This is a genomic window from Kribbella sp. NPDC058245, assembly GCF_042882005.1.
In the GTDB taxonomy this organism is placed as follows: domain Bacteria; phylum Actinomycetota; class Actinomycetes; order Propionibacteriales; family Kribbellaceae; genus Kribbella.
The window spans coordinates 174,859-191,889 of record NZ_JBHVWY010000010.1 but is presented as its reverse complement, the minus strand read 5'-3'; the positions used below and the strand labels follow the sequence as shown (position 1 = coordinate 191,889).

The following is a 17,031-nucleotide window of genomic DNA, read 5'->3' as shown; positions in this document are numbered from 1 at the left end:
TTGCAGGTAGTTGCCCGGTACGGCGATGAAGGCCGGTTGCCGGGCGGTCGAGCAGTGCGGGGCGGTGGTGTTCCCCACCGCCCCACTGCCGGAGTTCGGGCTACGACGGTTCGCCGTGGATGGGGCAGCTCGGGTCAACGAACAGCGGGCGATCTCCCGTTTCGCCCCGCTCGTCGGTCTCCCATTCGCAGCTGCACGTTCCTGTCTCGGCGCTCATCAGAACGGGGGCTCCGCGCCGGTGCCGGCCGGAGGAGACACCTGGCGGAGGTGGGCATCGGCGATGGCCTCGTCAGCGGTCGTCGCGGGGTCGAGCCGCCACGGTGCAGACTGCCCCCGCTTGGCGACGCCTTGCCCGAGGCGGCCCAGTACGAGCTGGCCGACGCGGGACTTGAGCTGGCCTTGCAGGACCTTCGGGAAGATCAGGGCGTCTTCGTACTTCTCCCCGGCCTGCGCCCCGTCGAGCACGGTCAGGTCTCCACGGATTGCCGGGTTGCGCTGGCCGGGCACGGAGAACGCGGTCGGTACGTCGACCTCGACGCTGTGGACCTTGATCAGGAGCAGGGCTCCCATCAGGTCGTTGTAGGAGATGCCTGACGGCTCTGCGGGCGGGCAGTAGTTGCTCATGCGGTGGCTCCTTCGAGTTGGGTGATTCGGGTTCTGGCGAGCTCGGTCAGCTCGTCGGTCCAGTCGGTTGCGTGGGCACGCCACAGCGCGCGCACGTCATCGGGGGTCTTGGCTGCGGTGACCAGCTCCGGCAGAGTCGGAGCGGCGGCCGGGAGCGGTACGGCATTGGGTCCGCCGATCGGCGAGAACACCGACTTGGCTGGCAGCGACCGCTTCTCACGGACCTGCTTGCACAGCCGCACGACCTCCCACCCGGCCAGCAGGTCGACCCAATAGAGGGTGCAGGTCGCCGAGCCGGCAGGAAGGTGGATGACGATTCCCTTGTCGACCTCCGCCCCGTGCGGCTCCAGCCGCTTGCCGGTCTCCACGTCATACGGCAGCGACCGGGCGTACACGGCCAGCTGGGCGGCGATCTTGAGGAAGCCGAAGTCCAGCGACCCGGTCTTGAGGTCGGTCACGTAGCGCTTGCCGTCGACGTAGCGGCTAATCCGGTCAGGCGTGCCGCCGACCTTGAGCGGATCCTGGACCATGAACTGCTCAATGTGCAGCGGCTTGAGCGCCTTCGTGGCCATGACGTACGCGTCCAGATCGGCCTGAGCGTCGGCGGGCAGCGTCCCTACCGGGTTGCCCCGGTCGTGGGTCTCGGTGATCGCGTGCAGCGCCGTACCGGTGGTGGCTGCCGCGTGGCCCCGGGCCGCCTCGATCGCGTCTTCACAGATCGCGTTGAGCTTGGACTTGTCCTCGCGGTGCGCGGCAACCGCGAGCTGAAGGTCACTGCGGTCCGACAGGCCAAGGGCAACCATGCGCTGCTGCCACTTGCTCAGGTTGTAGGTGTCTTCGATCGACCCGACGAACGTCGTGCACCGGGTGTAGGCGACGGCCTTGCCGCCACCGACCGGAGTCACGAGCGGGCGGCCCCAACGGTCCCGGCCGATTTCCGCCCCAGGAGGGCACGGCGCGCTCACGCGACCGCCCGCCTGGGCTTGGTGACCGTGGTCAGGTCAATGGCCACCTCGGGTGCACCGCGGAGCTTGCCGCTTGCGCGGTGATGCGTCTGACCTTCCCTCACGTGGGCGGTCCGGTAGGACTCGGTCAGGGCGTCGAGCCAGCGCAGGAAGTCACCCGGCTGGACCTGAAGGCTGAGGTGGTTCAGGTACGGCGACCAGTGCAGCGACAGCGGGGCCGGGAGCTGGCGGTCATGCATCACCATCAGCACGTCGTAGGTGGCGCGGGCGAAGGACTGCGCGGGATCAGTCACGACCCCATCTCCGCCAGCGCATCCGGCGACCACGGCTCACGCTGCTGATGCTCGGCCCCGGTCAGCCGCCAGAAGTGGCAGCCCGACACTCCGGGCCGCTTCCAGGCGACCAGCGGTACGGCGTAGTTCGGCAGCAGGGCCGAGACACGCAGTAGGGCCACGCGTTCGGCCGGAGAACAACGGCCGTCGAGCTTGCACTGGATGAGAAGGACTTGGGCGGTCTTGAAGGCGACAAGGTCGATCTTGGTCTTGCTGCCAGCGGACCGGATCACGTCGTAGCCGTCGGCAACGAGCTGAGCACGCACGGTGTGCTCGAACGCTCGGCCACGGTGGTACTGGGCCATAGGAAACCTCCGAGAAGGCATGAGCGAAGGGATCCCCGACCGGCACATTCGAGGCCGGCAGGAACCTGGGGACGGATGCGGAGCAGCTACTTCGGCTGATGCACCGGGCAGCGCGGGTCACGCCGGAACACCCACTCGTGTCCGCGTCGCGTCCGCGTCGTCATGAACCGGCAGGTACAGCGCAGCGGGTCAGACGTTGCCACCAGCGTCGCGCTCATGGAGCCCACCGCCAGCACGGACGGTCGTAGCCCGCAAACTCTCTGTTTTCGAACGCGTCGATACGCATCGGAGCGCGATGGAACCGCTTCAACAAAATAGCCGTTTGCATGTTTTTACAGGCGGAAAGTCTTGATTGGCACCTGACCAGCGACCAAGATGGACTGCTCATGAGACGGGGGTGATGGCAGGCACGGCGGGCTCTTTGGAACGTTCGACGTACGGCAGGTTCAAGCGGGCCTGCCGGTTCGGCTTGACCTACTCGTCTCTCGCCGCCCCCGCGAGGCAAGTTGTGGCCAATCATCGGCCACGCTCCGTCGGCAGGCCGGCAATGAACTCGCGCAGCGAGACCATCACCACTAAACGACGACGGCCGATGTACCGGGACTCAATGAGGCCCTCATCGAGCATTTCGTAGACGTGATTGCGAGACAGACCCAAGATGCGGGCCGTCTCCTTGGTCGACACGAAGATCGGGTCGCCCTGTTCGGGTGACTTCTCGTTCTTGGGCAGGGTCGTTGCCGAGGGCATGGGCATCACAAGCCTTAGCTCGAAGGAGTTTCGGTCCAAGCTCGGGCAGATGCAGTTGCTGAGGCAGTGGCTGGATCTGTTGCTTTGTGGTCCCCACCGGCCGGAAGGCCGAGACCACTGAGGGGGTAGTGGGGGTTACGTCTCGGCCCTCCCCCGATTGGCCGGTGGGGACATCACGCACGTTAGTCGGCGTTCACCAGCGATCCCAAGACCCGGTAATTACCCAGCTATACAAGGTAAGTACCAGTGAGGCACGCTGCGAGTTACTGTCGTTCCTCAAGCAGTCGGGGCCAACGGCAACGACCTTAAGTCCTTATAAGGAGCTGGAGGGTCAGAGTCACCATATGGTCAAGAAACCCTTGCAGATAAGGAGGTGTCGTGGGTGACAACCGCGAACCGGTGCGAAACATACGGGTGGCGGACGACCTGTGGCAGGCCGCACAGAGAGCCGTCTTGAAGCGCGGTGATCCAAGCGTGTCCCATATCATCCGCGTTGCACTGCGGCAGTACGTGGAAGAGACGGAACGCCAAGTACGGCGACGTTCTGGCGCGGTGCCCAAGCGGGGAGGATCCCCCGCAGCACCATCACAGAGGAGCGAACCGAAGTGACTGAAACAGAGAATCCCGAACCCCTCAACACTCCAGAAAGGCCCTGCGACTTCTGCATCTCGTCCACCATCGAGTGGATCATCCCCGCCGCACCCTTTGAGGTTGCACCAGCCAACATGTCGCCTGGTGACTGGGTTGCCTGTGGCTCTTGCGGAGAGCTCATCCACGCAGGCAAGTGGGGCTCACTTGCGCCGCGCGCCACCAAGCTGTGGCCACGTGGGGAATCTGACTTCGCCGAAGCCGCGCAGGCGGTACGGCGATTGGGGGCAGCCCTCAGCGAGCACATGACCGGCGAGCCGCGCCGGGTCGAGCGATGAGCGCGCCTGCTGATGCCGTGAACGTCCGGACCAACTCGCCGGTTTCCGTGAAGTTCAACATCGGCGGGCAGGCCATGGCCGTCATCGAAGGCTCTTCGCTGTACGAAGATCCTGACACCTACGACCGGAGCAACCTCGCGACCAGGCAAGCCAGCGAAGCGCTACGTGCGGCCGAGGTACGCAAACTCGGACGAGGCACGACGTATCTCGTTGAAACGACTCAGGCCGCCGCGATGGTGATCATGGACTACTGCCGAACCAGCGGTGAGATCTTCCGCGGCTCCGATGTCCTAGCGATCAAGCGCGACGGCGACGCATTGCTGGTCGTGGCCGACCGGATCGCCGGAAGGCTGACGGAGATGTCGTCATGAAGCGACCGCCCCCACGGCACCGCCTGCCTGGAGTGCGGACAACCGATCGTGAGCGATGGGCCGACCGAGCAGCAGCGGTGATCTGCCGGATAGCCGGACATGACCCCGACAAGCGCTGCAACGGCGCCACGGTCTGCTCCCGCTGCCGCACCGGCCTCGGCCACTGGCGATAACCACCAGCACCAAGGCCGGTCTCCGGGCACCCCCGGGGACCGGCCACAGCAACAGCATCTGCACCAGAGGAGTGCAACGACATGGCAAAACCACAACTGTTGAAGCCCGTCGCAGTGGAGGACCTACCCGGTGACCCCGACAAGACTCGGGAGCGCGCCAAGAAGTGGAGCGCAGGACAGAAGCTTTGCCGACGGCGGAAGCGTCACCACTGGAAGAGGTTTCACAGCATCGCCTACGGCAAAGACATCAACCGACCAGGCACCCGCGTCAAGATCGTCGAGCGGTGCCCTGACTGCACGAACCGGCGTTCTGCCGACCACCAAGTCATCTCGCTCGGGAAGCGGAGTCGTGGCCTGCGGCGACTGGACGATCACTGGGTGATCGAGTACCGCGATGTGAACGGCATCCCTTACCTGCTGGAGAAGGGCAGCCAGGCGATCTGGGAAGACCTCGTCGACGAGCTGTACGCCGATGAGTTCTACGCGAACCCCGGCCGGGTCATCTATGTCGCCGACGAGGAGGCCGCCTGATGGCGCTCCAGATCATCCAGCGCAGGCTGTGCGACGGTGTGAAGCTCGGCGCGGAACTCGATGACTTCATGCCGCGCCACGATCCGCCAGTGCCAGGCACCCCACGCATTGTGGCCGGGGACGAACCGAAGCTCATGACGGCAGATCTCTGCGACGCATGTGACACAGGGCCGGACTGCTTGAACAGGGACGAAATGCGCGTCGTGGTCAGGGAGTTCGGGACGCCGTTCGAGGCCGGCAAGAACCACAAGCGGGGCTCGGCCAAGGTCGGCAGAGCTAAGCAGACAACTGCGGACCAGCTCTTCGGGGTGAGGCAAGGAAGGCCAGCCAACGCCGAGAGGGACATGGACTGCCTGTGGTGCCCCATGGACTACACGAAGTCTGGCTTCGCCCCACACGTCAAGAAGCACGGCTTCAACAGCTTGCGCGATGCCTTGGGTACCACCTGCCCTGCCTGCGGACAGGGTCCGTACCCCGTTCTATCGGTCCACGTCCTCAAAGATCACGACCACTTCGCCTCGGTGACGGATGGGTTCATGTGGGCGCGCGACAACGGCGACCCTCACGGCGTGTACCGCGAACGGCGCGCGGCCGGGCAGAACATCGTGGAGTCCCCGTCGTGAGGCGCTGCGTGATCGTGCAGGAGGACAGCAGCGGCGACGGTCAGCGGGGGCGAGGCCGCGTCCGAGGACTGACCCGGTACTGACCGCCCCCGAAGGCAGGGTCTACAGTGAGTCACGAAGCCCCCACGGGGTTTGTCTAGTGGTTCGCTCCTCTGGGCCCCTGTGGGGGCTTCCTCATGACCGGATAGTCCACGCTCCGGACAAGCAAAGGGCCCGGCCTGGGGTTACCCCAGGCCGGGCCTTACTCGTTGACGGAGACTGCCGTCGAGTGCCGGCTACGAAGCCACCGGGAAGCTCATCTGCTGATTGTCCATGTACAGTCCCAGCCTCTCCGTAGCGTCAACGAGCGCCGCCGTATTGTCGGCCTGGTAGCGATGGGTCTGCTGTACCGTCGCGTGCCCGAGAATCGCGGCCACCACCCGGTCGGGCACCCCGGCGTTCTCGAGCAGAGCGGCCGTGGTGTTACGAGCTGCGTGCAGCGCGACGTGATCGACTCCAGCCAGCACCAGCAGAGCCGACCACATCGTCCAATCGAGCCTGTTGTCCATCGGACGGCCGGTCTTCGGGTTGGGGAACACCAGGTCCTCCGGCTTGCCCCGCCCCGCCGCAACCTCAGCGGCATGGTGCAGCCGCAGCCGTTCGACGACCGGGGCCAGCAACGGCACGATCCGATCCGTGGACTCCGCTGACTTGGGGGTATCGAAGACAGGCTTGTGGCTCTCGTCCCACGACAATGCCTGCCTGATGACCAGGTGCGGCACGCCCACCTCTGGGTCGACTTCCAGGTTCAGGTCCATCCAGCGCATGCCCAGCGCCTCGCCTTGGCGGATGCCGTTGAGCAGGGCCAGCCAGAACCTTGGATTGGATCCACAGAGCCGAAGCACGGCCCATGCCTGGGCCACCGACAGCGGCGGCCGCTTGTTGGTCACGGTCCCAGGAGCGTCCAGGAGCTCACAGACGTTCCGCACCATCAGACCAAGCCGTACCGCGATCTTGAACGCCCGCAACAGGATCATGTGCACCCCACGAACGGTCGCCTCAGCCAGGCCGCGCTGACGCATTGAGTCGTACAGCTTCTGCACGTGCACCGGCGTCACCTTGTCCAGCCGGACACGCCCCAGCGCCGGAATGATGTAGGTGTTCGTCTTCGACCGCACTCCCTTGCGGGTATTGACCTTCCACCCGCCGACCGCAAGCGTCCAATAGTTCTCCACGCCATCCTCGGGGTCCGGTTGTAGCCACTGACCGACGGTCATACGCCCCTCGGTGACTGTCTTCGTGACGTCCTGGGCGATGAGCTGCTTAAGTTTGGTCACCGCCTCGGCCTCGGTCTTGCCGTACGCAGTCGGCCGGGTCCGCTGACCAGTGATGGTCTCGACCCAGATGCGGGCTCGGTACCGCCCCTGGCACCGGTGCTCCGGACGCTTGCGATCCGGCCCGACCGGCGGGCACGTGGCATGGTCGTGAAGGCGGCCAATGCTGCCCTCCCCCTTGCGCCGACGTGCAGTGTTCTTGTTGGTCATGAGGTTCGCTCCTCTGGTGATAGGTGGTTGCCTATAGCCCCAATCCTATCCCCAGATTTGTCCCCATTTATAACCCCGGACGCACGGCAATCCACGGGCTCAGCGGGACACTTCTCGGTGGGAAACGCCAAGCTGGCTTGGCGAAACTGGCCCCGCTGAGCACCAGGCCATCACCTCAATCTCGGTGGGTCATAGGGGACTCATAATCCTTGGGTCGTGGGTTCGAGCCCCACCCGCCCCACCAAGCAACACGCGGGGACAGATCCCGCACAGAGCCGGTCAAGTCGGACGGCTCTATGTCTGGTGGTAGCCACTGCCCCTGGCTTACCGCTTGCGCGCCTTGTTGCGTTGCGCCTGGCCGATAGCTCGCTGCGTTTCGCGGATGCAGAACATGGCGAGCTTCACCATGATCTGCATCATCGCGATGGTCAGTTTCACCGTGCCGCTGATGATTGCTACAACGATGTCCACCTGATTCCCCTCCCCCTTGAGGTATCGCAATGGGCGGGCCCGGCGTTACGGCTCGTCGCCGGGCCGCGGTGCGGGCGGCGATCCGGCTGCTGGTGGAGCGCGGCCTGATTGTTCACGAGCGCAACCGGGGTGCCGTCGTACCGCCGTTGACGCAGGGACGGATTAACCTGCGATTGCTCTCAGGGTCCGGGGACACGCCGCGCTTCAGCTCACGGACGGTTCACGGATCGGTAGGCCGGCCGCGGTGTAGATCGAGTCGATGACGGTCATGTTGGCGACCGAGTCGGCGGGCGGTGTGAGGACGGGTTCGCCGCGCAACACCGCCGCGGCGAACGCATCCAGCTGATACGCGTAGGTGGGCCGTTTGCTGAGGTGCTCGACCCGCTTTCCTTCCTTGGTGGTCACCGAGAGCCGGTGACCGGTGAGGGGATTGAAGACCGACAGCTCGCCGTGCTCACCGACAGCGCGCGCCTTGATCTTGAACACCGCGGACGACCACATCGAGCACTGAACGCGTCCGGTGTGGCCGGCCGGGAATCGCAACTCGGCGCTCATGGCCCGGTCGATGTTCGCGCCGCGCACTTTCGCCTCGGCGCTGACGACCTGCGGCTCGCCGCCGCCCAGCCGACGGACGATGTGCACCGCGTAGCATCCGGCGTCCATCAGCGCGCCACCGGCAAGGTCGAAGTTGTAGCGGATGTCGCTGAACCTGGGCAACGGGAAGCAGAAGCTCGCCTCGACCAGCCGAAGCTTGCCCAGCTCGCCGGACTCGACGATCGCCTGCATTCGCTGCGCCAGCGGGTGGTAGCGGTTGTGGAAGGCCTCCATCACGACCAGTCCGGACTTTGCGGCGGCATCGGCGACGGTGCGGGCCTCGTCGGCGTTCGCGGCGAACGGCTTCTCGCACAGGACGTGCTTGCCCGCCGCGAGCGCCGCGAGAGTCCACCGCCCGTGCAGGCCGTTGGGCAGCGGGTTGTAGACCGCGTCGATCTCCGGGTCGGCGACCAGCTCCTCGTAGCTCCCGGCGACCCTCGGGATGCCGTGCTTGGCCGCGTACTCCTTGGCGCGTTGCGGATCGCGCGCGGCGATCGTCGTCACCGCGATGTCACGGTTGGTCGAGGCCGGAGCGAGGAGGGCGTTCTTCGAGATCCGGGCCGCGCCGAGGACACCGATGCGTAGCAGGTTGCTCATGACTCAGACCTTCCGAGAACTCGGTTTCAGCGGTGACGATCCGGAGCCCCTGCCCCGCGCGCTCACCAGGATCTTGGCGACACCCTGGACCTGCGTCAGCGCCTGCTTCAGCGTGATCTGGCCGTTGGACATGCGGTTGATCGCATCGACCAGAACACACCCGATCGCAAGCCCGATGTAGTAGACGTCGTCACCTTCTTCGGCCGCGAGCAGGTGATCGAACGCGGCGGTGTAGGACGTGCCGCTCTGGTCGAGGAGTTTGCGCACGTCCGGGTCGGTCGAGACCGCCATCTGCATCAAGAGCGCGGCCATGCCCGGGGCACGATCGAACGCCTGCAGGACGCGGCGCAGAAAGTCCTGCACCAGCGGCAGCGCAGCCGCGCTCTCGTCACGCTTCACCGACAGGATCCGGCGGGTGACTTTCCCCTGCCATTCGGTCAGCGCGGCAGCCAGCAGATGGTCCTTGGAGCGGAAGTACCGGTAAACCGTGCCCAGCGCGACGCCGGACCGATCGGTCACGTCACGCATCTGGATCGCGGTCGCGCCGGATTCGGCGACCAGCTCGATCACGGTCTCGATCAGCCGGGCTCTGCGGGCGAGCTGGCGACTCGTCATCAGCTCGACAGGCAAGGGGCCCTGCGAATCGGCGTCCGCCACGGCAGCAGTTATACCACGCACCAATCGATCACCCACAGAACGTCGTTTCATCAAGTAGCACTTGAACCACGACGATCGATGAATGTGGTCAGCGCGTCCACGGTAGCGTCGGGCTGCTCCTCGGGAATGAAGTGCCCCGCCTCCGGGATGACGATGCCGGTCACGTTGTCCGCCCAGGAGCTGAGGGCGGCGGCCATATCGGGGATCGAGCCATGGGAGCTGGAGATTCCCAGGACCGGGATCGTCAGGTGGCCGTTCGCGGCGAGAGCTGCACGGTTCAGGCGTCCTGATTCCGGGGCATCGCGGAAGTAGGCGAGCGCCGCCCGGAGCCCGCCCTCGGCTGCGATGGACGCCGCATAGAGGTCGATGTCGGCGTCGTGGAACGTGCTCGGGGACAGTGTCTTGTGCCGCAGGAACCAGCCCACATAGTCACGTTCGCGGCCGGTGATCAGCGTCTCGGGTAGTTCGGGCACCAGGTGGAATGCCAGGTGCCAGGCCTTCCAAGGGTCGGGGACGGTGATTCCGGGGATGCCGGCGTCGAGCAGAGCGACGCCGTACAAGTCGTCCTGGTACTTCAGCGCGAGCGAGAAGGCGACACAGGCACCGATGTCGTGGGCGACGAGCCAGTACTTCGGCACGTCGAGCGCGGTCAGTGCGGTCTGTACGCGCTCGGCGAGGAGGTGGGTGTTGTAGCTCCCGTGGGGACGATCGGAGTGACCCTGGCCCGGCAGGTCGATCGCGATCACGCGGAAGCGCTCGGCAAGGCGCGGCATCACCTGGTGCCAGGCCCACCAGGTCTGCGGGAATCCGGCGAGCAGGACAACGGTGGGGCCACCCGGCCGACCACCTTCCACTGCGTGCAACTGGATGCCGTCCGCGTCGGCCCAACGATGGGCGAAGCCCGCCAGATCGCGCAGCGGCAGCCCGGGCAGGTTATTCATGTCTCGAGCCTACGACAGAACGTGATTCTTGCAATCAGGTGTCAGGTTCAGTGCATGGTGTTGTGAACAAGCTTGTCCGGTGGCAATAATCGAAACATGGTTCTAGGTCGATTGCGTCGGAGGTGCTCTATGGACCGCAGCGACTTCTGCGCCGCGATCGGCTCCTTCGCCGAGAAGATCATCGACAACGGCCGGGATCTGATCTCCCCGGCCCGAACCACGGAGTGAAGATGGGAAAAGGCAGGCGTCGCCTACTGATCGGCCTGATTGCGGCGGTCGTGGCGGTCGGTTCACCGTTCGCCGTCGCTCGGCTATCGGTGCAGCCCGGGGCTGCGCTGGTCAAGACGCTCTTCGAAGCGGGTCCCCCGGTGACAGCACCGCCGGACTTCGACGCGGTGCGGCAGAGCGTCACCGCGACCCGCGACATCGCGGTCACGGTTGCCGATGCTCCGCCCGCGGCGCTCGACGTCTACGCGCCCAAGGCGCCGAAGGGCGGCAGACTGCCCGTCATCCTGTGGATCCACGGCGGCGGATTCATCTCGGGGAGCAAAGAGTCCGTCGGGGACTACACGATGATGCTCGCGGCACGGGGCTACGTCGTGGCCAGCCTCGACTACACGCTCGCTCCCCAAGCTCAGTACCCGACGCCGATCCGCCAGGCGAACGAGGCGCTCGGCTACCTTGCGAACCACGCGGACACATTCGGCGGTGACGCAACCCGGCTTTTCGTGGGTGGCGACTCCGCGGGCGGTCAACTCGCGAGCCAGCTCGCTGCTCTGGTGACAAACCCCGCACTTGCCAACGACATGCCGCTGCAGCCCGCCGTACCGGCATCGGCTCTGCGCGGCGCGTTGCTGTTCTGCGGGATCTACGACATGCCGGCCTTCGCAGCCAGCGGGTTCCCTTTCGTCCGGACGTTCATGTGGTCCTATCTCGGTCGCCGTGACTGGCTGAACTACGAGCGGATCAACCAGCTGTCGACCATCGACCAGGCCACGGCCGCCTACCCGCCGACGTTGCTCACGGTGGGCGACAAGGATCCGTTCGACGCCATGGGTCGCGGGTTCGTCGCCGCCCTGCAGGGCAAGGGGGTGCCGGTGACGAGCACCTTCTACAGCGGAGACGGTCTCACCCATGAGTACCAGTTCGACTTCTCCCACCCGCAGGCCGTGGCGTTCTTCCAGACGACGCTCGGATTTCTCGACGAACATTCTCGTACGGAGGTGACGTCGTGAGCGTGCCCGAGGAAACCGGCGGCCGGCGCTGGACCACGTGGCGGGTGCTCCGCTACGCAGGTCTCATCGTGGCCGTCGTTGTCGTGGCCGTCGGCGTGTACCTCCTTCTTCTCCTCACCAGCTTCTGAGCCGCCGACGACGTTCGGGGGACACGATGAGGTGTCCCCCGAACTGCGATCAGAGGGTTGCGGTGATCGCGATCTTGGCCGGGTTCGGACAGAGGAAGCTACCGCTCTTCTTGGGCACACTCTGCTCGGGGAACGTGCCGGCGTTACCCGAGTACGTTCCGGTCAGTGTGCCTGAGTAGCCGCAGCCGATCGGCTTGGTGACGGAGACGTTCAGCGTGAGGCTTGCTGCGTTGCCGGGACCGAAGGTGAGCGTGCCGGACGCCGTACCGTCGGCGGAGCAACTGTCAGCGATGTCGATCGACTGGATCTGTACGGCGGCCGGCGGCGGACCACCGGCGTAGGTGAACGCGAACGCGCACGACGTGCCCTGGAACGTGATCGTGCCGGAGCCAGTCGCATCAGGCCGGGCGTACGCCGGACCCGCGGCCAGGCCGACGGTCGACGCCACCAGGAGAGCGGACAGAACGGAGTTACGGAAGCGCATGGCGACCTCCATGGGAGGGGGGCGGTTAAGAGTCGCAGCGGCTGCCGCCACCGACGCTAAAGCCCTCACCGCAGGTAGTCAACAGGTCACAGTAAGTTTTCCTACTTACTGGTAGAACAGATTCTCAGTTCAGCGGAGACAGGCATAGGTGAGGTACGCGACCTGCCTGACGTGCTCGACATGTTCCAGCTTGAGCTGCGCCGAGGTGACCGGTTGGGGGAACAACGGCTTACCTGCCGTGAGAATCGCCGGGACCACGCCGACGACGATCCGATCCAGCAGGCCGGCCGCGAAGAACTCGGCCGCCAGGCCACCTCCGCCGGCGATGAACACTCCCTTGTCCCCCGCCGCCGCGACCATTGCCGCATGCACCGGCCGGACATCGCCGTACACGAAGGTGATCTCCGCCCCCGGCACGGCCGGCAACTCGCGGCCACTGAAGACCCAAGCCGGCCGCCCGCGGTGCCCCTCGATCCAGCGCTCCGGATGCTCGAGCAGACCCGAGTCCCGTAGTACAGACTCATAGGTCGACGATCCCATCGCGAAGGCGCCGACGCCCTCCATGTACGTACTGAAGTCGCGGTCGCCCGGATCCAGCTCGTACAGCCAGTCCAGCCCGTTGTCCTCAGCGGCGACGAACCCGTCCAGGCTCGCGAAGATGTAGTACGTCGTCAGACCCATCCCGGCATGTTGCACCGAGGCAGGCGGAGTGAACAAGACTCACAGCCGTCGGACGATCAGGGCCCGCCCTTGGGGACTCGATGGGTGCCGGTGGGGTCGACGCGGAACACGAACCCATGGGGTGTCGTCCACTCGATCGTGTTTGCGTCGGTTCGGCGGACCTTCCAGCCGCGACCGTGAGTCTTCACCCGGTGACTGAAGCGTCCGAGCGGGGCGAGGTTCTGTGTGTTGGTCTGACCCGGTGGACCGAGCGGGTCATACGGCTCGATGTGATCGAGGTCGATGCTGTTGGTGGTTTCTCGATTGCCGTAGGGGAACAGTTCCACCGGGTGGATGAGCTTGACGTGTTCGCGGATCTGGGTGGTGATCTCGTAGGCATCGGAGCTGACAGCCTTGTTCAGATCGATGACAGGCTTCACCACATAGGGCCCGTATCCGACGAGCTCGGTGAACTGGTCAAGGAGCAGCGGCCCAATCCCTTCGGCACGCACGACTCCGGAGCCGGTAGCCAGGGTGTGATCGGTGAGATGCACATACACCTCGATCTTTCCCGGGCGCGGCGAGGCAGACCGCTCACCACGTAAGCGGGCGTAAGCATCCCGTTTGACCTGGGCAAGCCGCGCCGCGAGCGCACGCATCTCGTCAGCACTCATCGGCTCACCTGCCGCTGCCGGTGAGCTACTGACGTCGAACGGCTCTATCGACGGCGTGTCTGATTGGTCGAGGCGATCGGGGAGCCCACCCACACTGGGATCACCGGGTGCACCCCCGAGGCCGGGAGTGACGGCAGACGCGCAGGCGGCGGCACGGCCAGGCGCGGGGGCCGCGTGAGCGGGAGCGGACGCGGAGGTGGGAGCGGCAGCAGCCGCGCTACCGGGATCCGCCGCGGGGCTGGGACTCAACGCGAGAGCGGCAGCATGCGCAGGGGTGCCGTCAGATGCGGACGCGGCAGTCGGCGCAGGAGTGGAGTCGGATGCGGGGGTGGGGTCAGCACCAGACGCGGGATCGGTGGCGCGGTATTCGCGGGCCTGGGCGATGAGTTCGTCGGTGTAGGCGGAGTCAGGCATGATGCCGACCGCTTCGGCACGGCGGGCCTGGATGCTGCGCTTGTCCCCCTGGGCCTGCAAGGCGTCGGCGATCTCGTCGATCTTGGCCTTGTGCCGCCGGACCGCCGCCGACGACGCCTTGATCACGCACGTCTTCGTGCCGTGCTCGTCGGCCTGACCCACCCAGACACCACGCTCGCCAGTCTTCTCATCAGCCTCGGCCTTGGCCCGCCCAGGGTCGGCATACATCTTGGCGGCCCTGATGATCTTGGCCAGCCGAGTGGGCGAGATCGCGTCCATCAAGTGCGCGACCCGTTCGTCGACGTACAGCGCGGCTTCTAGCGACAGCTTCTCGCAGTCGCGAGCCAGGTTGCGAGCCTTCCACGGGGTCGCCTGGCCGCCGAGGACGAGGGCCCAGAGGCGGGGGAACCGATGCCGCAATCCCAACGAGGTCGCAAAGTAGTCCCGCGCCACCCCCGGCGAGACACCCAACACCGCGCCGAACTCCGAGATGCAGAACTCCATGATCGGCGGGCACCCATCGCCACCTAGAACGATCGCGCGCTCGCCCCCACCGGCCGAGCGACGGCCGGATCGGTCTGCGCAGACGTCCGGATGGTTGCGGTCGGCAAACACCACGGCGCAGAGGAGCGTCCGCGCCGCCGACCGGGACTCGGCCACGCGCTCCTCGGCGGCCGACTCCAGCAAGTCGGGCGTCGAGAGCCCAGACAACACATCTTCGAACATGCGTTCTATTGTAGTCACAAAACGATAACAAGCCAAATCCCCTTGCGGACAAGGCGGTTCGCCCGGGCATGAGACAACAAGTGGCGGCCGGAGACCTGTGGTGCGGGATCTCTGGCCACCATTTCCTGTCTCCGGACAGCAGTGGCGGCCGGAGCACCGATGAGGGCTCAGCGGGCTCGGGTGTAGGTGACGGCCATCTCGCCGGCGGGGCCTGCTTGTTGGTGGGTGAGGGTCCAGTTGGTGCTGGGGATTCCGGTCTCGAAGAGGCGGGAGCCGCCGCCGGTGACGACGGGGACGACCGTGAGGTAGAGGCGGTCGATGAGGTCTTCGGCGAGGAGGGCTTTGATGACGGTGGGGGCGCTGTTGACGAGGATCTCGCCTTCACCGGTGGCCTTGAGGTCGGCGACGACGGAGGCCACGGAGGCGTTCACGATCCGCGCGTGGTCCCACGGCGCGTCCTTCAAAGTGCTGGAGAGGACTACCTTCTCGACGTCGACGAGCCACTTGGCGTAGCCGCGGTCGCGGGGGTCGGCTTCTTCGTTGTCGACGACGGTGGACCAGAAGCCGATGAAGCCTTCGGCGCTGTTGCGACCGAGGAGTGCCGTGGTGGCGTTCTCCCAGGCGCGGGTCATCTGGTCGCGGGCGACATCCGTTGTGACAAAGGGAATGAACGGCGCGAAGTCCTGTTGGCCACCTGCGCCGTGGTAGTGCCCGTCGAGGCTGAGGGCAAGGTTGGCGGTCACCAAACGGTTGGTCATTTCGGGGAGTCCTTGTCGATCGCGTGGGTGAGATTGTCGAGTACCTGGTTCCAGCCGAGCTCGATGCCGGCAATGGACGGTGCGGCAGCGACGGTGGTGTCGTCGATCCGCATCCGGAGCAGAAGTTGGGTGCCTTCGGCAACGGCTTTCAGCGTGAGTTCATAGGTCGCGCGGAAGGACTCGCCGACCACCGCCAGGTCAAAGACCAAGCGCCCGTACGGCGTTGCCTCGCGAACCGTCCCTTCGGACCGGTACCGGCCATCGGGCGAGCGGTATTCGAGCACCGCCCGACCACCCGGCCGCGGCTCGAGCAGTGCCTCACTGATACTCATCGACGGCGGCACCCACCACGAGGCGAGCAAGGCCGGTTCGACCCAATGCCGCCAGACGACCTCAGTCGCTGCCGGCAGCAACCGCTCGAACGAGAACGTCCGCCCGTCGGCCCACCGATCTCGGTCGGCAAGCGCGGTCTCGCTCACCACAGCGTCGCGGTAGCGGGCAAGCACGTCCCGCTCCCCCGCATGCGCCTCGGCGGTCTCGATCAGTCCACGCAGCCGACCCTCGAACGCGACCAGCGGACCAACCTCGAGTGCGTACACCCGCCGCTGTCCCAGCGGAAACACCGTCACCAGACCAGCCTTGGCCAGCGTCTGCAGATGCTTCGACGCCTGCGGCTGCCGCACTCCGGTCAGCTCGGCCAGTTCACCGACCGAGCGCGGTCGCGCCGCCAGCAACTCGACGATCCGCCACCGCGCCCCGTCCCCCAGCACCGCTGCGATCTGCTCCATGACCCGAAGTATTCTCCACGGAGAATATTCTTGTCAAGGAATATGTCGAATCAGCAGGGCTTGACCGTGATGTAGTCCGTGATCGTGTCGAACGGCGAACCTGACGGCGCCGGCTTGCTCTGGCCGATGACGTGGCCGCCCCAATGCGCGATGGTGCCCCTCGTCTGGTTGTTCACATACGAGCGGAACGGCAGGACCGCCGTACTCACGCAGTCGTAGAGGAACGTCTGGGCGCCGCTGTAGTCGCGGTTGGCGTACGTGCAGAAGTACAGGTAGCTGCACCCGTACGGCCAGGCCGCGACCTGCGCCGGCGACTGGTCCAGCCGCCGGGCCCGCGTCTCCCCGGGGAGGACCAGCGTCGTCACTCCCCCCTTCCATGCGACCTGGTTCAGCGCGACCTGCCGCCCACCGGTCTGCGCCACCACATCGTCCACCTAGACGACTGCCGACGAGATGCCTTGACAGGGCTCAGCTGTCGATGCGGAAGGGGTCGTGTTCGGACAGGAGCTTGTCGAGGCGGGCCTGGTCGACCCGGGTACTGACCTCGGACATCTCCTGCCGGTCGCGGACGACCTTCGAGAGGGTGACGGTCGAGGTCACCAGGTAGATCACGCCGAGGGCGAGAAAGGCGCGGACCCAGCCGGCGGCGGGGAGGTAGATGACCGCGACCGTCATGGCGGTCAGCGCGATGCCGAACGACACGACGGCCTGGACGTAGTAGGCGGTGGTCTGCGAGGGCTGGATCGGTTTCGTCATACCGAGATCGTCGCGATTCCGGACCGTT

General features: G+C 65.9%; 24 protein-coding genes. 7 read left to right on the top strand and 17 right to left on the bottom strand.

All coding sequences use genetic code 11. The annotated features are described in order from the left end of the window. Positions 1-216 precede the first annotated feature (216 nt). The 5 genes from ACFVWG_RS23900 to ACFVWG_RS23880 form a co-directional block, all read right to left on the bottom strand. Positions 217-624, bottom strand: coding sequence for a hypothetical protein (locus ACFVWG_RS23900; protein ID WP_391545595.1), 408 nt, complete (start codon positions 622-624; stop codon positions 217-219). Beyond that, positions 621-1,529, bottom strand: a complete 909-nt coding sequence (locus tag ACFVWG_RS23895; RefSeq protein WP_391545594.1) for a hypothetical protein — start codon at positions 1,527-1,529, stop codon at positions 621-623. Before ACFVWG_RS23895 ends, ACFVWG_RS23900 begins: the two co-directional genes overlap by 4 nt. A gap of 56 nt (positions 1,530-1,585) precedes the next feature. Continuing rightward, entirely contained in the window at positions 1,586-1,882 is a 297-nt protein-coding gene (locus ACFVWG_RS23890) for a hypothetical protein (protein ID WP_391545593.1), read from the bottom strand. Beyond that, positions 1,879-2,226: a restriction endonuclease gene (locus ACFVWG_RS23885; protein ID WP_391545592.1), complete on the bottom strand. Its 348-nt coding sequence runs from the start codon at positions 2,224-2,226 to the stop codon at positions 1,879-1,881. Before ACFVWG_RS23885 ends, ACFVWG_RS23890 begins: the two co-directional genes overlap by 4 nt. A 516-nt stretch (positions 2,227-2,742) precedes the next feature. Beyond that, a complete protein-coding gene (locus ACFVWG_RS23880) occupies positions 2,743-2,973 on the bottom strand; it encodes a helix-turn-helix domain-containing protein (protein WP_391545591.1) in 231 nt (76 codons plus the stop codon). A 378-nt stretch (positions 2,974-3,351) separates the two neighbouring features. Between ACFVWG_RS23880 and ACFVWG_RS23875 the strand changes: the two genes are divergently transcribed. The 5 genes from ACFVWG_RS23875 (at position 3,352) to ACFVWG_RS23855 (ending at position 5,597) form a co-directional block, all read left to right on the top strand. Next, positions 3,352-3,582, top strand: a complete 231-nt coding sequence (locus tag ACFVWG_RS23875) for a ribbon-helix-helix protein, CopG family (RefSeq protein ID WP_391545590.1) — start codon at positions 3,352-3,354, stop codon at positions 3,580-3,582. Then, the gene (locus ACFVWG_RS23870; protein ID WP_391545589.1) at positions 3,579-3,899 is read left to right on the top strand and encodes a hypothetical protein; all 321 of its coding nucleotides are present in this window, start codon (positions 3,579-3,581) and stop codon (positions 3,897-3,899) included. Before ACFVWG_RS23875 ends, ACFVWG_RS23870 begins: the two co-directional genes overlap by 4 nt. Further along, positions 3,896-4,270, top strand: coding sequence for a hypothetical protein (locus ACFVWG_RS23865; RefSeq protein ID WP_391545588.1), 375 nt, complete (start codon positions 3,896-3,898; stop codon positions 4,268-4,270). The genes ACFVWG_RS23870 and ACFVWG_RS23865 overlap by 4 nt, the downstream gene beginning before the upstream one ends. A gap of 254 nt (positions 4,271-4,524) precedes the next feature. Continuing rightward, entirely contained in the window at positions 4,525-4,974 is a 450-nt protein-coding gene (locus ACFVWG_RS23860; protein ID WP_391545587.1) for a hypothetical protein, read from the top strand. Next, positions 4,974-5,597 carry a hypothetical protein gene (locus ACFVWG_RS23855; protein ID WP_391545586.1) on the top strand — a complete coding sequence of 208 codons (624 nt, stop codon included), beginning with the start codon at positions 4,974-4,976 and terminating at the stop codon, positions 5,595-5,597. Before ACFVWG_RS23860 ends, ACFVWG_RS23855 begins: the two co-directional genes overlap by 1 nt. Before the next feature lie 275 nt (positions 5,598-5,872). On the opposite strand, the gene ACFVWG_RS23850 is transcribed toward ACFVWG_RS23855, so the two are convergent. From ACFVWG_RS23850 to ACFVWG_RS23830, 5 genes are all read right to left on the bottom strand, one after another. Further along, positions 5,873-7,120, bottom strand: a complete 1,248-nt coding sequence (locus tag ACFVWG_RS23850) for a tyrosine-type recombinase/integrase (RefSeq protein WP_391545585.1) — start codon at positions 7,118-7,120, stop codon at positions 5,873-5,875. Between the two features lie 324 nt (positions 7,121-7,444). Beyond that, complete coding sequence (locus ACFVWG_RS23845; protein ID WP_391545584.1) at positions 7,445-7,591, bottom strand: hypothetical protein; 147 nt, start codon at positions 7,589-7,591, stop codon at positions 7,445-7,447. Between the two features lie 204 nt (positions 7,592-7,795). Continuing rightward, positions 7,796-8,782: a Gfo/Idh/MocA family protein gene (locus ACFVWG_RS23840; protein ID WP_391545583.1), complete on the bottom strand. Its 987-nt coding sequence runs from the start codon at positions 8,780-8,782 to the stop codon at positions 7,796-7,798. 3 nt (positions 8,783-8,785) lie between these two features. Beyond that, a complete protein-coding gene (locus ACFVWG_RS23835; RefSeq protein ID WP_391545582.1) occupies positions 8,786-9,439 on the bottom strand; it encodes a TetR/AcrR family transcriptional regulator in 654 nt (217 codons plus the stop codon). A 50-nt stretch (positions 9,440-9,489) separates the two neighbouring features. Beyond that, positions 9,490-10,380: an alpha/beta fold hydrolase gene (locus ACFVWG_RS23830; protein ID WP_391545581.1), complete on the bottom strand. Its 891-nt coding sequence runs from the start codon at positions 10,378-10,380 to the stop codon at positions 9,490-9,492. A gap of 230 nt (positions 10,381-10,610) precedes the next feature. Between ACFVWG_RS23830 and ACFVWG_RS23825 the strand changes: the two genes are divergently transcribed. Together ACFVWG_RS23825 and ACFVWG_RS23820 are read left to right on the top strand one after the other, a co-directional pair. After that, the gene (locus tag ACFVWG_RS23825) at positions 10,611-11,615 is read left to right on the top strand and encodes an alpha/beta hydrolase (RefSeq protein ID WP_391545580.1); all 1,005 of its coding nucleotides are present in this window, start codon (positions 10,611-10,613) and stop codon (positions 11,613-11,615) included. Next, positions 11,612-11,743 carry a hypothetical protein gene (locus ACFVWG_RS23820; RefSeq protein ID WP_391545579.1) on the top strand — a complete coding sequence of 44 codons (132 nt, stop codon included), beginning with the start codon at positions 11,612-11,614 and terminating at the stop codon, positions 11,741-11,743. The genes ACFVWG_RS23825 and ACFVWG_RS23820 overlap by 4 nt, the downstream gene beginning before the upstream one ends. Positions 11,744-11,792: 49 nt before the next feature. On the opposite strand, the gene ACFVWG_RS23815 is transcribed toward ACFVWG_RS23820, so the two are convergent. The 7 genes from ACFVWG_RS23815 to ACFVWG_RS23785 all read right to left on the bottom strand — a co-directional run bounded on the left by ACFVWG_RS23815 (position 11,793) and on the right by ACFVWG_RS23785 (position 17,003). Beyond that, positions 11,793-12,227, bottom strand: coding sequence for a hypothetical protein (locus ACFVWG_RS23815; RefSeq protein WP_391545578.1), 435 nt, complete (start codon positions 12,225-12,227; stop codon positions 11,793-11,795). A 129-nt stretch (positions 12,228-12,356) separates the two neighbouring features. Then, entirely contained in the window at positions 12,357-12,908 is a 552-nt protein-coding gene (locus tag ACFVWG_RS23810; protein WP_391545577.1) for a dihydrofolate reductase family protein, read from the bottom strand. Between the two features lie 56 nt (positions 12,909-12,964). Beyond that, positions 12,965-14,701, bottom strand: a complete 1,737-nt coding sequence (locus ACFVWG_RS23805; protein WP_391545576.1) for a hypothetical protein — start codon at positions 14,699-14,701, stop codon at positions 12,965-12,967. A 167-nt stretch (positions 14,702-14,868) separates the two neighbouring features. Further along, on the bottom strand, positions 14,869-15,459 hold the full coding sequence (locus ACFVWG_RS23800) for a dihydrofolate reductase family protein (protein ID WP_391545575.1): 591 nt from the start codon (positions 15,457-15,459) through the stop codon (positions 14,869-14,871). Then, a complete protein-coding gene (locus ACFVWG_RS23795) occupies positions 15,456-16,247 on the bottom strand; it encodes a metalloregulator ArsR/SmtB family transcription factor (RefSeq protein WP_391545574.1) in 792 nt (263 codons plus the stop codon). Before ACFVWG_RS23795 ends, ACFVWG_RS23800 begins: the two co-directional genes overlap by 4 nt. A gap of 50 nt (positions 16,248-16,297) precedes the next feature. Next, the gene (locus ACFVWG_RS23790; protein WP_391545573.1) at positions 16,298-16,681 is read right to left on the bottom strand and encodes a hypothetical protein; all 384 of its coding nucleotides are present in this window, start codon (positions 16,679-16,681) and stop codon (positions 16,298-16,300) included. Between the two features lie 34 nt (positions 16,682-16,715). Then, positions 16,716-17,003: a YiaA/YiaB family inner membrane protein gene (locus ACFVWG_RS23785; RefSeq protein ID WP_391545572.1), complete on the bottom strand. Its 288-nt coding sequence runs from the start codon at positions 17,001-17,003 to the stop codon at positions 16,716-16,718. Between the last annotated feature and the right edge of the window lie 28 nt (positions 17,004-17,031).

Bases quoted from the DNA above. Each gene is read 5' to 3' on its own strand.
- ACFVWG_RS23850 (WP_391545585.1), bottom strand. From the start codon at position 7,120: ATGACCAACAAGAACACTGCACGTCGGCGCAAGGGGGAGGGCAGCATT.
- ACFVWG_RS23885 (WP_391545592.1), bottom strand. From the start codon at position 2,226: ATGGCCCAGTACCACCGTGGCCGAGCGTTCGAGCACACCGTGCGTGCT.
- ACFVWG_RS23795 (WP_391545574.1), bottom strand. From the start codon at position 16,247: ATGGAGCAGATCGCAGCGGTGCTGGGGGACGGGGCGCGGTGGCGGATC.
- ACFVWG_RS23785 (WP_391545572.1), bottom strand. From the start codon at position 17,003: ATGACGAAACCGATCCAGCCCTCGCAGACCACCGCCTACTACGTCCAG.
- ACFVWG_RS23880 (WP_391545591.1), bottom strand. From the start codon at position 2,973: ATGCCCTCGGCAACGACCCTGCCCAAGAACGAGAAGTCACCCGAACAG.
- ACFVWG_RS23855 (WP_391545586.1), top strand. From the start codon at position 4,974: ATGGCGCTCCAGATCATCCAGCGCAGGCTGTGCGACGGTGTGAAGCTC.
- ACFVWG_RS23830 (WP_391545581.1), bottom strand. From the start codon at position 10,380: ATGAATAACCTGCCCGGGCTGCCGCTGCGCGATCTGGCGGGCTTCGCC.
- ACFVWG_RS23825 (WP_391545580.1), top strand. From the start codon at position 10,611: ATGGGAAAAGGCAGGCGTCGCCTACTGATCGGCCTGATTGCGGCGGTC.
- ACFVWG_RS23800 (WP_391545575.1), bottom strand. From the start codon at position 15,459: ATGACCAACCGTTTGGTGACCGCCAACCTTGCCCTCAGCCTCGACGGG.
- ACFVWG_RS23810 (WP_391545577.1), bottom strand. From the start codon at position 12,908: ATGGGTCTGACGACGTACTACATCTTCGCGAGCCTGGACGGGTTCGTC.
- ACFVWG_RS23815 (WP_391545578.1), bottom strand. From the start codon at position 12,227: ATGCGCTTCCGTAACTCCGTTCTGTCCGCTCTCCTGGTGGCGTCGACC.
- ACFVWG_RS23840 (WP_391545583.1), bottom strand. From the start codon at position 8,782: ATGAGCAACCTGCTACGCATCGGTGTCCTCGGCGCGGCCCGGATCTCG.
- ACFVWG_RS23900 (WP_391545595.1), bottom strand. From the start codon at position 624: ATGAGCAACTACTGCCCGCCCGCAGAGCCGTCAGGCATCTCCTACAAC.
- ACFVWG_RS23865 (WP_391545588.1), top strand. From the start codon at position 3,896: ATGAGCGCGCCTGCTGATGCCGTGAACGTCCGGACCAACTCGCCGGTT.
- ACFVWG_RS23805 (WP_391545576.1), bottom strand. From the start codon at position 14,701: ATGTTCGAAGATGTGTTGTCTGGGCTCTCGACGCCCGACTTGCTGGAG.
- ACFVWG_RS23860 (WP_391545587.1), top strand. From the start codon at position 4,525: ATGGCAAAACCACAACTGTTGAAGCCCGTCGCAGTGGAGGACCTACCC.